General features: G+C 52.4%; 12 protein-coding genes. 10 read left to right on the top strand and 2 right to left on the bottom strand.

The features are described from left to right. Positions 1-68: 68 nt before the first annotated feature. A complete protein-coding gene (locus I6E38_RS06835) occupies positions 69-1046 on the bottom strand; it encodes a polyprenyl synthetase family protein (RefSeq protein ID WP_235393252.1) in 978 nt (325 codons plus the stop codon). Between the two features lie 178 nt (positions 1047-1224). On the opposite strand from I6E38_RS06835, the gene polA reads away from it, so the two are divergent. Next, positions 1225-3987, top strand: coding sequence for a DNA polymerase I (polA, locus tag I6E38_RS06830; RefSeq protein ID WP_235393251.1), 2763 nt, complete (start codon positions 1225-1227; stop codon positions 3985-3987). A 223-nt stretch (positions 3988-4210) separates the two neighbouring features. On the opposite strand, the gene trhA is transcribed toward polA, so the two are convergent. After that, positions 4211-4861: a PAQR family membrane homeostasis protein TrhA gene (gene trhA / locus I6E38_RS06825; protein ID WP_235393250.1), complete on the bottom strand. Its 651-nt coding sequence runs from the start codon at positions 4859-4861 to the stop codon at positions 4211-4213. A 151-nt stretch (positions 4862-5012) separates the two neighbouring features. Between trhA and I6E38_RS06820 the strand changes: the two genes are divergently transcribed. From I6E38_RS06820 to I6E38_RS06780, 9 genes are all read left to right on the top strand, one after another. Beyond that, positions 5013-5552, top strand: coding sequence for an RNA methyltransferase (locus I6E38_RS06820; RefSeq protein ID WP_235393249.1), 540 nt, complete (start codon positions 5013-5015; stop codon positions 5550-5552). Positions 5553-5660: 108 nt separating this feature from the next. Continuing rightward, entirely contained in the window at positions 5661-7202 is a 1542-nt protein-coding gene (locus tag I6E38_RS06815) for a carbon-nitrogen hydrolase family protein (RefSeq protein ID WP_235393248.1), read from the top strand. A 92-nt stretch (positions 7203-7294) separates the two neighbouring features. Continuing rightward, positions 7295-8626, top strand: a complete 1332-nt coding sequence (gene miaB, locus I6E38_RS06810; RefSeq protein WP_235393247.1) for a tRNA (N6-isopentenyl adenosine(37)-C2)-methylthiotransferase MiaB — start codon at positions 7295-7297, stop codon at positions 8624-8626. A 47-nt stretch (positions 8627-8673) separates the two neighbouring features. Beyond that, a complete protein-coding gene (locus tag I6E38_RS06805; RefSeq protein WP_235393246.1) occupies positions 8674-10500 on the top strand; it encodes an ABC transporter ATP-binding protein in 1827 nt (608 codons plus the stop codon). Positions 10501-10683: 183 nt separating this feature from the next. Beyond that, positions 10684-11157, top strand: coding sequence for an Lrp/AsnC family transcriptional regulator (locus I6E38_RS06800; protein WP_235393245.1), 474 nt, complete (start codon positions 10684-10686; stop codon positions 11155-11157). Between the two features lie 82 nt (positions 11158-11239). Continuing rightward, positions 11240-13006, top strand: a complete 1767-nt coding sequence (locus I6E38_RS06795; RefSeq protein ID WP_235393244.1) for a membrane dipeptidase — start codon at positions 11240-11242, stop codon at positions 13004-13006. 99 nt (positions 13007-13105) lie between these two features. Beyond that, on the top strand, positions 13106-14212 hold the full coding sequence (gene ychF / locus I6E38_RS06790; RefSeq protein WP_235393243.1) for a redox-regulated ATPase YchF: 1107 nt from the start codon (positions 13106-13108) through the stop codon (positions 14210-14212). A gap of 10 nt (positions 14213-14222) precedes the next feature. Next, entirely contained in the window at positions 14223-15089 is an 867-nt protein-coding gene (gene lgt / locus I6E38_RS06785) for a prolipoprotein diacylglyceryl transferase (protein ID WP_235393242.1), read from the top strand. A gap of 520 nt (positions 15090-15609) precedes the next feature. Beyond that, positions 15610-16188, top strand: coding sequence for a non-canonical purine NTP diphosphatase (locus tag I6E38_RS06780; RefSeq protein ID WP_235393241.1), 579 nt, complete (start codon positions 15610-15612; stop codon positions 16186-16188). Positions 16189-16378 lie beyond the last annotated feature (190 nt).

The raw sequence follows: 16378 nt of genomic DNA, 5'->3' as shown, positions 1-16378 counted from the left end.
AAAGGCTTAGAGAGGCTTAAGAAGCCCCAGCAAGGCTTAGCTCTTAGCAAGCTCACGCTCCTCGCTTCCTACTTCGTTCTCTTTATCACATAATCCAGATAGGTCTGGAGCGCAACCTTTACGTCAGGCTGCCCCACTCTATCATCAATAAACTGCTGAGCCTGCGCATGGAATTCCCACATACGGCGCTCAGCGTATTCTATACCACCCATTTGCTTGGTATAATCTACAAGCTGCGCTATCTCATCGGCACTCACAGAGTGCTCCTTCACCTTCAATGCAAGGCGGCGCATGTCCTCGTTTCCACCATTATTAACGGCATAGATAACGGGCAACGTCAGTTTACCCTCAACCATATCGTTGCCTGTAGGCTTGCCAATCTCGGTAGAGTCGTAATAGTCGAAGATGTCATCGCGTATCTGGAAGATGATACCGAGATTCTGACCGAACAGCTTTGCAGCCTCAACATCCTTCTCCGACGCTCCCGACGACAGTGCTCCAATTCCGGCACACGCCTCAAACAGAGCCGCGGTCTTCTGCTTTATCACGTCATAATAAACGTCCTCCGAGATGTCCTTGCGTCCGATGTTCGACAACTGCAGTATCTCACCGTCGGAAAGCGTACGTCCCAGTTCGGCAAGATAAGTCACAATCTGCTCCGAATGAGTGCGTGCCACACACAAAAGGGAAGTCGAAAGGATATAGTCGCCCACGAGCACAGCCACCTTATTGTCATAAGTAGCGTTGACCGAAGCCTGACCACGACGCTCCTCACTCTCATCCACCACGTCATCATGAACGAGCGAAGCCGTGTGAAGCAGCTCCAATCCCACAGCAGCGTTCTGAGTAGCGTCGTTGATAGTGCCGAAGTTCTTGGCCATAAGCAGTATCAGCATAGGGCGCATACGCTTGCCGGCACGCTTGCGGATATGCTCCAGCGCAGAGCCGAGCAATCCGTCCTCGTGCGAGAGCGACTGGTTGAAAAGACTTATAAAGTCGGCGAGTTCCGCCTCTATCGGGTTCTTAATGATTGACAGATAATCCATTGTATTATAATATTTCGTACAAAGTTACAGATTTTGCCGTTATTAGTGACATTTTTTTTGTAATTTTACACCATATAAGAATAAATATGTTGAGGTGGTGAGATGTTGAGGTGGTGATGATAGTGCTGCCAGTTCAACATCGCAGCACTCAACACATCAACATCACAACATCATAAAAATGGACAAGCTATTTCTTCTCGACGCTTACGCGCTCATCTACCGTGCATATTATGCGTTCATCAAAAATCCGCGCATCAATTCCAAGGGCATGAACACCTCAGCCGTGATGGGATTTGTCAATACCCTCAACGAGATTCTCACCAAAGAGCAGCCCACACATATCGGTGTGGCGTTCGATCATGGCAAGACCTTCCGCGACGAAGCGTTTCCGGCGTACAAGGCACAGCGTGAGGAGACTCCCGAAGACATCCGTGCTTCGGTGCCTGTCATAAAGACTATCATTGAGGCGATGCACATTCCGGTGCTTCAGGTAGACGGTTTCGAGGCCGACGATGTTATCGGCACACTCGCCACTAAGGCTGGAGCTGCCGGCATCAAGACCTATATGCTCACACCCGACAAGGACTACGGCCAGCTTGTCAGCGACAACGTGTTCATATTCCGACCCCGTCACGGCGGCGGATACGAAACTATGGGACCAAAGGAGGTATGCGAGAAGTACGAACTCAACTCCCCTACTCAGGTGATCGACCTGCTTGCACTTATGGGCGATTCTGCCGACAACTTCCCCGGATGTCCTGGCGTGGGTCCGAAGACCGCTGCAAAACTCATAGGCGAATTCGGCAGCATCGACAACATGCTTGAGAACTCATCCAAAATCAAAGGCAAGCTGCGCGAAAAGGTTGAGTCGGCTGTCGACGACATTCGTATGTCAAAGTTCCTCGCAACCATCCGCACCGACGTTCCCATCGATCTCAACCTCGACTCGCTGAAGATTGAAGAGCCTGACACAGCCCGACTCGCCGAAATCTTCACCGAATTGGAATTTAAGAGTCTTCTCGACAAATTTGTAAAGAAGCCACAACAACCGCAAAAAGTTGTTAATTTACAACTCGATTTATTTGCCGAAAATCCGACCAATGATGCAGTTGGTTCAGAATTTTCGAGTTTTGAGAGCCTAAAAACGACCTCTCACGACTATCAACTCATTGAAACTGAGGAAGATGCGCGTAAATTATTTGATTTTTTTGTTACAAAACAAATTCTCAGTCTAGACACGGAGACCACTTCAATCAACCCTGTTGACGCAGAATTGGTTGGTTTGAGCTTCTCTGTCGAGGAAGGAAAGGCATTTTATGTGGCAATTCCTGCCGAACGTGAAAAGGCGCAAACTATTGTTAACATATTCAAACCGCTGTACGAAAGCACCGAAATCCTCAAAATCGGACAGAACATCAAGTACGACATGGAGATGCTGATGAATTACGGTGTTCGTCTCGCTGCTCCTATGTTCGACACGATGATTGCCCACTACGTGCTCCAACCCGAGCAGAAACACAACATGGATATTCTCGCCGAGACGCTGCTCGGCTACCAGACCGTACACATTGACGAACTCATCGGACCCAAGGGCAAGGGTCAGAAGAACATGCGCGACCTCTCGCCTGCCGATATCTGCGACTATGCAGCAGAAGATGCCGACGTCACTCTGCGCCTATACAACGTGCTGAAGCCGCGCCTCAAGGAGGCTGGCGTTGACGACTTGTTCTACAACATCGAGATGCCGCTCGTGCCAGTGTTGGCAGAAATGGAGATGAACGGAGTGCTGCTTGACACCAAGGCACTCGCCGAGACATCGCGCACACTCACCGACCGCATGAAGCAGATTGAGCAAAACATATACAAACTCGCCGGACATGAGTTCAACATAGCATCGCCCAAGCAGGTGGGCGAGGTGCTGTTTGGCGAGATGAAGATTGTAGACAAGCCCAAGAAGACCAAGACCGGACAGTTCGTCACATCCGAAGAGGTGCTGCAACAGCTCCGTTCGAAGGCTCCAATCGTCGACGACATCCTCGCCCATCGAGGCTTGAAGAAGCTTCTCGGCACCTATGTCGACGCCCTGCCCAAGCTTATCAACCCACGCACGGGACACATCCATACGTCGTTCAATCAGGCAGTTACAGCCACGGGGCGCCTCTCTTCGTCCGACCCTAACCTCCAGAACATACCCGTTCGTGGCGAGGACGGCAAGGAGATACGTAAGTGCTTCATTCCCGAACCGGGCTGTCTGTTCTTCTCAGCCGACTATTCACAGATTGAGTTGCGCGTCATGGCGCATCTGTCGGGCGACAAGAACATGATTGAGGCGTTCCGCGAGGGCTACGACATCCACGCCGCCACAGCCGCACGTATATATAAGGAGAAGATAGAAGACGTGAGTCGCGACCAGCGAACCAAAGCCAAGCGCGCCAACTTCGGCATCATCTACGGCATCACCGTGTTCGGACTGGCTGAGCGTCTGGAGATAAGCCGCGACGAAGCCAAGCAGCTCATCGACGGATATTTCGAGACATTCCCCGAGGTGCAAGCCTATATGGAGAAGGCGAAGGAGCTGGCACGCGAGCACGGCTACGCCGAAACGTTCTTCCATCGTCGCCGCTATCTGCCCGACATCACGTCGCACAACGCCACCGTTCGCAACTTTGCCGAGCGCAACGCCATCAATGCTCCGATACAAGGATCGGCTGCCGACATCATCAAGATTGCCATGGTGCACATCTACGAGCGCTTCCGCCGCGAGGGCATCAAGTCGAAAATGATTCTGCAGGTACACGACGAACTCAACTTCTCGGTTCTGCCCGAGGAGAAGGAACGCGTAGAAAAGATTGTAATCGAAGAAATGCAGAACGCCTATCCGCTTCAGGTTCCGCTCGTTGCCGACTCCGGTTGGGGCGAGAATTGGCTGGAGGCACATTGATTGTGCGGCGAGCCGCACGAATTAGGAGTTTTGAATTAGGAATTGTGCGCCAAGGCGCATTGTGAATTATACATTTTTGAATTAATAGAAAATTGCTTACCTCAATTAATAAATACGCTCGTTCCAATTGATACCAATCCAAACATCAATTGAAACGAGCGTTCATTTCTTATGTTGCGATACAATAATGTGGCTGTTCTTTCAGAACCTCCGCTCCACTATCTTACAGCCACCGCATCAGAATATCCCACACCGCAATGATGTGACATACCGAACCGGCGAGCACAAAGAAGTGGAATACGGTGTGCATATACCGCTGCTTGCGCAGGCAGTAGAATGCGGCACCTGTGATGTAAGCCACACCCTCGGCTATAATCCATACTATTGCCGACGGACCCACACAGTGCATCAGCGGACCGAACGCCACGAGCACACTCAGCCCCATCACCACGTAGCATACCGTCTCTACGTAGCTGTGCCCCTTCAGTCCCATGAAACTCTTTATGGTTCCGGCAATTGCCGCCAACCATATGAAGATGAACAGTGCCCATCCCCAGTAGCCATATTCGCGCAACGCCACCAGCGTGATTGGCGAATACGAACCGGCTATGTGCCAGTAGATGGCGGCATGATCCCACTTGCGCAGCCTCTCCTTCCACGGCGACCATGCCGACAGGGCGTGATAGACGGTGGAAGCAATGTAGCTCGACAGCATTCCGAACAGATATAGGATGATACCAGCCGTAGCCCAACCGTTACGCGCCCAACCACACCATACCAGGAACGCCGTGCCTACCACCACACCGAGAATTATACCCGCAGCATGCGACCACGAATTCCATACCTCTTCTTTATGTGAGAAAAATATCTTCATACACTTTTGATATTCTTATTTGCTTATTTTATATTCTACTTTGCACAAAGTTAGTCATTATTTTTTTGTAAAGGGTTTTTTACCGTGACTTTCGCTATAATAGTCTTGTAATTCGGGATTTTTATCTAATTTTGCACATAAAAAGAAGAATATGCGCAAACTCCGTACAATAGAAATGCAACGACTCTCGGTTGACGAGTTTCACGAGGCAGCCAAACTGCCCCTTATCGTAGTGCTCGACGACGTGCGTTCGCTGCACAACGTGGGTTCGGTATTCCGCTCTGGCGACGCCTTCCGCGTCGAGGCGGTATACCTTTGCGGCATCACTGCCACCCCACCCCACCCCGAAATTCACAAGACGGCACTCGGAGGCGAAGACTCCGTGGCGTGGCGCTACTTCCCCACTGCTACCGAGGCAATCGAGTCGCTCCACAACGACGGTGTCTTCGTGTACAGCATCGAGCAGGTAGAGGGGTCGACCAAGCTTCAGAACCTGCAGCTCGACACCGACAAACGCTACGCCGTAGTGCTTGGCAATGAGGTAAAAGGCGTGCATCAGGAGGTGGTGGACATGTCAGACGGATGTCTCGAAATACCACAGTTCGGCACCAAACACTCGCTCAATGTCAGCGTAACGGCTGGCATGGTAATATGGGAAGTGGCTAAAAAGTTTTTGTCGAAAACTTTTTAGGGTTGATAAGTTGTAGTGTTGAGATGGTGTGATTTGTCAAACACCACAACACTACACCCTTAACATCAAATCACAACACCTCAACATAACAACAAAACAACATAACACATGGAATCTCACAACATCAGCAAAGTAGAACTGCGCAACCTTCAGATGGAGGACTACGATCAGCTCGCACGCTCATTCAAGCGCATCTATGGCGACGAAGACGTGTTCTGGACAAAAGCTCAAATCAAGAAACTCATCACTATCTTCCCCGAGGGACAGGTGGTGATAATCGTCGACGACAAGATAGTGGGATGCGCGCTGTCTATTATTGTTGATTATAATATGGTGAAGGGCGACCACACCTACGCGCAGGTGACTGGCAACGAGACCTTCAACACTCACAATGCCAAGGGCAATATTCTATATGGCATTGAGGTGTTCATTCACCCCGACTACCGCGGACTGCGTCTGGCACGCCGTATGTACGAGTATCGCAAGGAACTCTGCGAAAAACTCAATCTCAAGGCAATCATGTTCGGCGGACGAATACCCAACTATCACAAGTATGCCGACAAGATGCGACCCAAGGAATATATCGAACGTGTACGCTCGCGCGAGATATACGACCCGGTGCTTACATTCCAGTTGAGCAACGACTTTCACGTGCGCCGCGTCATGCGCAACTATCTGCCCAACGACGAGGAGTCGAAGCATTGCGCCACACTGCTCCAATGGGACAACATCTACTATCAGCCACCTACGGATTCGTATGTAGACAAGCGCCCGACGGTTCGTATCGGACTGGTACAGTGGCAGATGCGACCCTACAACTCGCTCGACGACCTCTTCGAGCAGGTAGAGTTCTTCGTCGATTCGGTGAGCGACTACAAGAGCGATTTCATCCTCTTCCCCGAATACTTCAACGCGCCGCTCATGGCAAAGTTTAACGATATGGGCGAGGCTCAGTCCATACGCGCCATGGCACAGTATACCGAGCAGATACGCGACCGCTTCCGCGAGCTCGCCATATCATACAACATCAACATCATAACCGGCTCAATGCCTTACCTCAAGGAGGACAACTCGCTCTACAACGTAGGCTTCCTGTGCCGCCGCGACGGTACGGTCGACATGTACGAGAAGATACACGTGACGCCCGACGAGCAGAAATGCTGGGGACTCTCGGGCGGATCGCACATACAGACATTCGACACCGACTGCGGACGCATCGGAATCGTAATCTGCTACGACGTGGAATTCCCCGAACTCTCGCGTCTGATGGCCGACGACGGAATGAAAATACTCTTCGTTCCGTTCATGACCGACACGCAGAACGCCTACTCACGCGTTCGTGTATGTGCCCAGGCACGCGCAATAGAAAACGAATGCTACGTGGCAATAGCCGGAAGTGTGGGCAACCTGCCGCGCGTTCACAACATGGACATACAGTATGCGCAGTCGGCAGTGTTCACTCCTTGCGACTTCGCCTTCCCCAACGACGGCAAGCGAGCAGAAGCAACGCCCAACACCGAGATGATTCTCGTGTCGGATGTCGACCTCTCGCTGCTCAACGAGCTGCACACCTACGGTGCCGTACGCAACCTGCGCGACCGCCGTGGCGACCTCTACAAGCTCGAGATGAAGCGCGCCGCCAAGGAATAGGCTAAAACAGAAATTCACAAACAAAGTGAGTTATCATCCGATAACTTCCAATAACTCCTTTCGCTTGCGAAAATTAAATATATAATATATAAATGAAGAAACTATTTATCGAGACATACGGCTGCCAGATGAACGTGGCCGACTCTGAAGTAGTAGCATCCATTATGCAGATGGCTGGCTACGAACTGTGCGACGACGAGGCTCAAGCCGACGCCATATTCCTCAACACCTGCTCCATACGCGAGAATGCTGAGAACAAGATATATGGACGCCTTGAGACCCTGCACGCCGAACAGAAGAAGGGTCGCAAGCTCATACTCGGCGTGCTGGGATGTATGGCCGAGCGCGTGCGCCAGGACCTTATCGACAACCACCACGCCAACCTCGTGTGCGGTCCTGACTCCTACCTCAACCTGCCCGATATGATAGCGCAGTGCGAGAACGGACAGAACGCCTGCAACATCGAGCTGTCTACCACCGAAACCTACCGCGACGTAATACCGCAGCGCATCGGTGCAAGCCGTGTAAGCGGATTCGTCAGCATCATGCGCGGCTGCAACAACTTCTGCCACTACTGCATCGTGCCCTACACCCGCGGACGTGAGCGTTCGCGCGACGTAGAGAGCATACTGCGCGAGGTAAAAGACCTGCACGACCGCGGATTCAAGGAGGTGACGCTGCTCGGACAGAACGTCAACAGCTACGGCCTTACACCTGCCGGCAAGCGCATCGAGGGCGGATGCTCATTCGCCGAACTGCTGCGCAAGGTGGCACAGAGCGTGCCCGACATGCGCGTGCGCTTCACCACATCCAATCCCGAGGACATGACCGACGATATTCTGCACGCCATAGCCGACGAGCCCAACCTCTGCAAGCACATACACTTCCCGGCACAAAGCGGCTCTACAAAGATACTCAAGCTGATGAACCGCAAGTATACACGCGAGCAGTACCTGGAGCGCGTGGCAGCCATACGCCGCATCATACCTGACTGCGGACTGACCACCGACCTCTTCGTGGGCTATCACGACGAGACTCCCGAGGACCACGCCGAGACACTGTCGCTGGTGCGCGAGTGCATGTTCGACTCGGCATTCATGTTCAAGTATAGCGAGCGCCCCGGCACATACGCCGCCAAGCACCTGCCCGACAACGTGTCGGAAGAGGTCAAGATAGAGCGCCTCAACGAGCTCATACGTCTGCAGACCGAAGTGTCGGCAGAGCAATACCGCAAGGACATAGGCAAGACATTCGAGGTATTGGTTGAGGGCTACTCAAAGCGTTCACGCCAGCAGCTCATGGGTCGCACCGAGCAGAACAAGGCAGTGGTGTTCGACAAGAACAACCACCACATTGGCGACCGCGTCATGGTGAAGATTACCGGTTCTACATCGGCTACACTCCTGGGCGAACCTATCGACTAATTCACAACATCCTGCCCCTCACAAGGCACAACATCCAAACAACCAGTATGAAAGAATTCCTACAAGTACTCAGGCGCTTTCTGCCGCCATACAAGAAGTATTTAGTGCTGACGATAGTGTTCAACATACTCTCGGCACTGCTCAACATATTCTCGTTTGCGGCACTCATACCTATACTTCAGATACTCTTCCGCACCGAAGGCACCGGAACGGCAACACACCTCATGCCCTGGTCGCTCGACAATCTGAAGGATGTCATGGCCAACAACGCCGACTACTATGTCACGCAACTCATACACATCGTAGGCTCAACCACTACGCTGCTGCTCATCGGACTGTTTCTGGCATTCACCACAATGCTCAAGACGGGCGCCTACTTCCTTTCGTCGGCGTCAATCATCCCTATGCGCACCGGCATAGTACGCGACATACGCAACCAGCTCTACCGCAAGATCACGTCATTGCCTCTCGGCTTCTTCTCCGACGAGCGCAAGGGCGACATCATTGCACGTATGACGGGCGACGTAGGCGAGGTGGAAAGCTCTATCATGTCGTCACTCGACATGCTGTTCAAGAATCCAATCCTCATCATCTCCTACTTCTCGGCACTGCTGTTCATATCGTGGCAGCTCACGGTATTCACCCTCTTCTTCGTGCCCATTTTCGGATGGTTCATGGGATTCGTAGGACGCAAGCTCAAGCAGAACTCCATCAAGGCACAGAATCTGTGGAGCGACACCATGTCACAGGTTGAGGAGACACTCGGCGGACTGCGTATCATCAAGGCGTTCTGCGCCGAAGACAAGATGAACGAACGCTTCGACCGCGTCAATTCCAACTACCGCTCGGCTGTGCAGCGCGTGAATATACGACAGCAGATGGCACATCCTATGAGCGAATTCCTCGGCACCGTGCTCATCATCATCGTGCTGTGGGTGGGCGGCGTGCTCGTGCTCGACAAGCAGATGCTCTCTGGCCCTACGTTCATCTACTATCTCGTGATGCTCTACTCTATCATCAATCCGCTCAAGGAGTTCTCCAAGGCTGGCTACAACATCCCCAAGGGACTCGCCTCAGTGGAGCGTATCGACAAGATTCTCAAGGCCGACAACGCCATCAAGGAGCCAGCCAATCCGGTACACATCAAATCGTTCGAGCACCAGATTGAGTTCCGCCACGTATCGTTCAAGTATGGCGAGCAGTGGGTGTTGAAGGACATCAATCTCGTCATCGAGAAGGGCAAGACCGTAGCACTTGTAGGCCAGAGCGGCAGCGGCAAGTCTACCCTCGTCGACCTCATACCGCGCTACTACGACGTTCAGGAAGGCGAAGTGCTCATCGACGGCATCGACGTGCGCCAGCTCGGCATACACGACCTGCGCCAGCTCATCGGCAACGTCAATCAGGAGGCCATACTCTTCAACGACTCCTTCCTTGGCAACATCACGTTCGGCGTAGAGAATGCCACAATGGAGCAGGTAGAGCAGGCGGCACGCATAGCCAACGCCCACGACTTCATAATGCAGTCGGAGCACGGATACGACACCAACATCGGCGACCGGGGCGGACGACTCTCGGGCGGACAGCGACAGCGCGTCAGCATAGCACGCGCCATACTCAAGAATCCGCCCATACTCATTCTCGACGAGGCTACATCGGCACTCGACACCGAGAGCGAACGACTCGTTCAGGACGCTCTTGAGCGACTCATGAGCTCGCGCACCACCGTTGCCATAGCCCACCGATTGTCTACAATCAAGAACGCCAACGAGATATGCGTGCTCCACGAGGGACGCATCGTAGAACGAGGCACACACGACGAGCTAATAGCTCTCGGCGGCTACTACCGCCGTCTGCACGAGATGCAATCGTAAAAAAAACGTCCAAATATGGCTTTCGTAGTTCAAAAAACATAAATTTGCTATACATTTTGCACAAAAAAGCAAAAAATGGTTTGCACATTGTTGCTTATCTCAGATATAATGTCTAATTTTGCTTACAAAATGTAACAGTTGTAAATAACATTATTGATAATTATACGAAAAACCATTAACACCATGGACAAAATAGACAATCTCGACAAGAAAATACTTAGTATACTGTCTAAAAATGCTCGCATACCGTTCAAGGATGTTGCAGCTGAGTGCGGTGTTTCACGCGCAGCCATTCACCAGCGTGTACAGCACCTCATCAACGGTGGCGTGATTACCGGAAGCGGATTCGATGTCAACCCCAAGAGCATAGGCTACAGCACATGCACATACGTAGGATTGAACCTCGAACGCGGCAGCATGTACAAGGACGTGGTAAAGCAATTGAAGGAAATACCCGAGATTGTTGAGTGCCACTACACCACCGGTTCGTACACAATGCTGCTCAAAGTGTACGCCCGCGACAACGAACAGCTCATGGATCTGCTCAACAACAAGATGCAGATGATTCCGGGAGTTGTGTCTACCGAGACTCTTATCTCGCTCGACCAGAGCATCAAGCGCGAGATACCAGTACATCTCGAAGACGACGAAAAGTAAACATTACACACATAACGAAGACAACAAAGACAACTGAACAACGGCTGTCTTTGTTGTCTTTTTCTTTTTTTATACATACACAATGAACAAGTTCAACCTGCAACAACATCTCAACGAGACATACACCTCTGCCCCATCACACGCCTACCGACCCCTCATAGGCATCACAACCAACCACGAAGGCATCGACGCAACGCTGCGCGAAGTGTACTACAAGCAGATAGTCAGCGCCGGAGGCACGCCCGTACTCATTCCGCCTGTGGCTGACAACGACGTTCTGCTCACCACTCTCGACACCCTCGACGCTATAGTACTGAGCGGCGGAGGCGACTTCAATCCGCTCTGGGCAGGCGAAGAACCTGTGCCACAACTGCACAATATCAACAACGAGCGCGACCTGCCCGAACTGCTCCTCACACGCTACGCCTTCGACCGTCAGCTGCCCATGCTCGGCATCTGCCGCGGCATACAGACACTCGCAATGGCACTGGGCGGACACGTGGAGCAGGACATCAAGCCCACCCCTACCCTTATCAAGCACTCGCAGACCTCGCATCAGTCCACCCAGACACACAGCGTGAACATCACTCCGGGCACCATGCTGAGCGACATATTCGGCGGTGAAGCGACCATCTATGTCAACTCCTTCCACCATCAGGCTGTAGACAATCCAGGCAACCACATGCGCACAGCAGCCATGGCACCCGACGGCACCATCGAAGCCATAGAAAGCAGCGAGCAGAAGCCCATAATCGGCGTACAGTGGCATCCCGAATGGCTTGCCGAAGACGGTCTGCCGCTGTTCAGCTGGCTCGTCAGCGAGGCGGCAATCCACCACCAGATGCGACTCTTCCACAGCCGTAACATCACGCTCGACTCCCACTGCGACACGCCGATGTTCTTCCCCGAAGGCATACACTTCGACCAGCGCGACCCACGCATACTCTACGACCTCCACAAGATGCAGGAGGGCGGACCCGATGCCGTCACCATGGTGGCTTATCTGCCACAACCCAAACCGGGCGAGACATTCGCCCAGATAGCCCCGCTCGGAGCCAAAACGCCACGCGAATATGCCGACCTGATATTCGACAAGATAGAAGACACCATACTGAGCGACTCCCGATACATAGCCCACGCCCGCTCTGAAGCCGACATCCTGCGCAACAAACGACGTGGACTGCGCTCGCTGCTCACCGGCATAGAGAACGGACTGGCTATAGAAGACGACATAAAGAACGTGGAGCACTTCGCCAACCGCGGCATTACATACATCACGCTGTGCCACAACGGCGACAACCAGATATGCGACTCGGCACGCCACACGCTCAACACCCACGGCGGCGTGAGCCAGTTTGGCGAGCAGGTGATAGCCGAGATGAACCGTCTCGGACTGATGGTCGACCTCAGCCACGCCGGCGAGAAATCGTTCTACGACGCCCTTCACATCTCGCGCACACCGATAGTATGCTCGCACAGCAACTCGCGCGCACTCTGCGACGTGCCACGCAACATCACCGACGACCAGATGCGTGCCCTCGCGGCAGCAGGCGGCGTGTGCCAGATAACACTCTACAACGGATTCCTGCGCACCGACGGCAAGTCGACAGTCACCGACGCCATACGCCATCTGGAGCACGCCATCGACCTCATGGGCATTGAGCACGTAGGACTGGGCACCGACTTCGACGGCGACGGAGGCATACCGGGACTCGCCGACGCCTCCGAACTGGTCAATTTCACCAAGGCATTGCTGCGCCGACGCTACTCCGAAAGCGACATGGCACTCATCTGGGGAGGCAACTGGCTGCGCGTGATGAACACCTGCCAGCAAAGCGCACAACGATAAAGTAGCACCCAAGACACACGCTTATATCGCATTATATACACATATTTCGATTTAAAAGCGTAACTTTGCAGTGGAAACAAATAATAAAACAATAAATACATGGCATTAAAATGTGGTATAGTAGGACTCCCCAACGTAGGCAAGTCCACTCTTTTCAACTGCCTCTCCAACGCCAAGGCGCAGGCAGCCAACTTCCCCTTCTGTACAATCGAGCCTAACGTAGGCGTGATAACAGTACCCGACGAGCGACTCACAAAGCTCGCCGAGATAGTGCACCCGGGACGCATCGTGCCCGCAACGTGCGAAATAGTAGACATCGCCGGACTCGTCAAGGGCGCCAGCAAGGGCGAGGGTCTGGGCAACAAGTTCCTCGGCAACATCCGCGAGACCGACGCCATCATCCACGTACTGCGCTGCTTCGACGACGACAACATCGTACGCGAGGGCGGTGCCAGCGTCAATCCCGTAGAGGACAAGGAAGTCATCGACACCGAGCTGCAACTCAAGGACCTCGAAACCGTTGAGAGCCAGCTGCAGAAGCAGTCGAAGATAGCAGCTATCGGCAACAACAAGGACGCCAAGGTGGCTGTAGCCGTACTCGAAGCCTACAAGCAGGTGCTCGAACAGGGCAAGAACGCACGCACCGTAGAGTTCGAGTCGAAGGAGGAGCAGCACTACGCTCACGACCTCTTCCTGCTCACCGCCAAGCCCGTACTGTACGTGTGCAACGTCGACGAGGCATCGGCCAAGAATGGCAACAAATACTCTGAACAGATAGCCGAAATAGCCAAGAGCGAAGGCGCCGAAATGCTCGTCATCGCTGCCAAGACCGAGGAGGACATAGCATCGCTCGAAACATACGAGGACAAGCAGATGTTCCTTGATGAACTCGGACTGGAGGAGAGCGGCGTAAACCGACTCATCAAGAAGGCATACAGCCTGCTCAACCTCGAAACATTCATCACCGCCGGTGAGATGGAGGTTAAGGCATGGACCTACCACAAGGGATGGAAGGCTCCGCAGTGCGCCGGCGTTATCCACACCGACTTCGAAAAGGGCTTCATCCGCGCCGAAGTAATCAAGTACGACGACTATATCCAGTATGGCTCAGAAGCTGCCGTACGCGAAGCCGGAAAGCTCTCTATCGAGGGTAAGGAGTATGTCGTTCAGGATGGAGATATCATGCACTTCAGATTTAATGTGTAAGCTATAAAAAATGGAACATTTTTTATACATCATGTGGGATCCGAGTGACACAGCACTGACATTCGGACCCTTTGCCATTCATTGGTATTCGATGTGCTGGCTCGTCGGACTGGCATTGGCCTATCTGATAGTGCAGCGCCTGTATAAGGAACAGAAAGTGAAGGAGGGACTGTTCGACCCGCTCTTTATCTACTGCTTCGTGGGCATACTCGCCGGAGCACGACTGGGTCACTGTCTGTTCTATCAGCCCGATGTATTCCTCAGCAGCTGGCAACACTTCATCGAGATATTCCTGCCCATCCACATCGGCGACGACGGATCGTGGCGCTTCACAGGCTACCGCGGACTGGCATCGCACGGCGGAACACTCGGACTGATGCTGGCACTCTGGATGTACGTCAGACGCACCAAGATGAACGTTTGGCAGGTGCTCGACAACATAGCCATTGCAACGCCCGTCACAGCCTGTTTCATACGTCTGGGCAACCTGATGAACTCAGAGATTATCGGTCGCATCACAGACGTGCCCTGGGCATTCATCTTCGAGTGCGTCGACTCCATGCCACGCCACCCCGGACAGCTCTACGAAGCTATAACCTATGCCCTACTCTTCTTCATCGGATGGCGCATCTACCGCAAACATCCAGAACGCGTAGGAACCGGCTATTTCTTCGGTTTGTGCCTCGCTTACATCTTCACCGCCCGATTCTTCATCGAGTACACGAAAGAGGTACAGGAAGCCTTTGAGCAGGCTCTGCCGCTCAATATGGGACAGCTCCTCAGCATTCCGTTCGTCATCATCGGCATAGCATGTATGAAAGGTGGCAAGTGGATGAAACGACTCGCAGATATAGCTTCTGCCGACAAAAAGAAGTAATAACCAACAGGGTTATCAACACTTTTACACACAAACCTGTTGACAACTCTCCCACCCTATTTATAAACGCCATACACGCCTGTAGTGTATGGCGTTTTTTTTGTGTGGTTATCCACAATTGTTGATAACCTGTGGATAACTATGTTAACTCACTGATACTCAATAATTAGTTATTAACACAATCTGTGTATAAACCCTCCTGTGCTACTACAGGCAGCAGTTACTAACACAGGAGTTATCAACAGGTGTGTGGATAACTGCATAAAGCACTGGCTTTCAGCCTGTAAATATAAACAACCTGTGTTAGCATAAAATTACGAACAACAGTCAACTGCGACTTATCCACATATCAACACCAACTGTTGATAACTAATGTAATAGTCTGAATATCAAAAGGTAGTTATCAACACAACCTGCGAATAACCATGTTAGTAAGGCTATACAAACCATCTTTACATAGTTAACAATACATACTACTCCCCTCCCTACGGGGGAGGGGCAAGGGGGTGGGGCTTTTTGTTTGGTTTTCGCCACCAACAACAAACACAAGCTTGACGAGATACGCTCCATACTCGGCTCTCGTTTTGAAGTGTTGTCGCTCAGCGACATCAACTGCCACGTCGACATACCCGAAACAGCCAACACGCTTGAGGGCAACGCCATACAGAAGGCACGCTACATCGTGGAGAACTACGGCTACGACTGCTTTGCCGACGATACAGGACTCGAAGTGCCGGCTCTCGGTGGCGAACCGGGCGTACACTCGGCCCGCTATGCCGAAGGCACCGACCACGACTCGGAGGCTAACATGCAGAAGCTGCTCAGCCGCCTCGACGGCAGCGACGACCGCCGTGCGCAGTTCCGCACCGTCATCTGCCTTGCCCGCAAGAACGACATAGCCGACTACACACTCTTCGAAGGCATTGTACGCGGAACTATCTCTACCGAGAAGCAAGGCACCGAAGGCTTCGGCTACGACCCCATCTTCGTGCCCGAAGGCTACACGGAATCATTCGCACAACTCGGTATGGACATCAAGAATGGCATTTCGCACCGTGCACGCGCTGTGGAGAAACTCGCAGAATATCTATGCGAATAATTGGGAATTGAGAGTTGAGAGTTATGATTACCTTTGACAACAACATATTGCTAAAGACTTTAAATGCATAAGCATATCATAATTCTCAACTTTCAACTCTCAATTCTCAACAAAAAAAAGGGGGTGTGTCAAAATTCACACCCTCTTTTAAAATATCACAAAGCCCGAACTTTCACAAGCTCGGGCTTTG

Source organism: Leyella stercorea (assembly GCF_021531355.1).
Classification (GTDB): Bacteria; Bacteroidota; Bacteroidia; order Bacteroidales; family Bacteroidaceae; genus Prevotella.
This window is presented reverse-complemented; position numbering and strand designations above follow the sequence as displayed.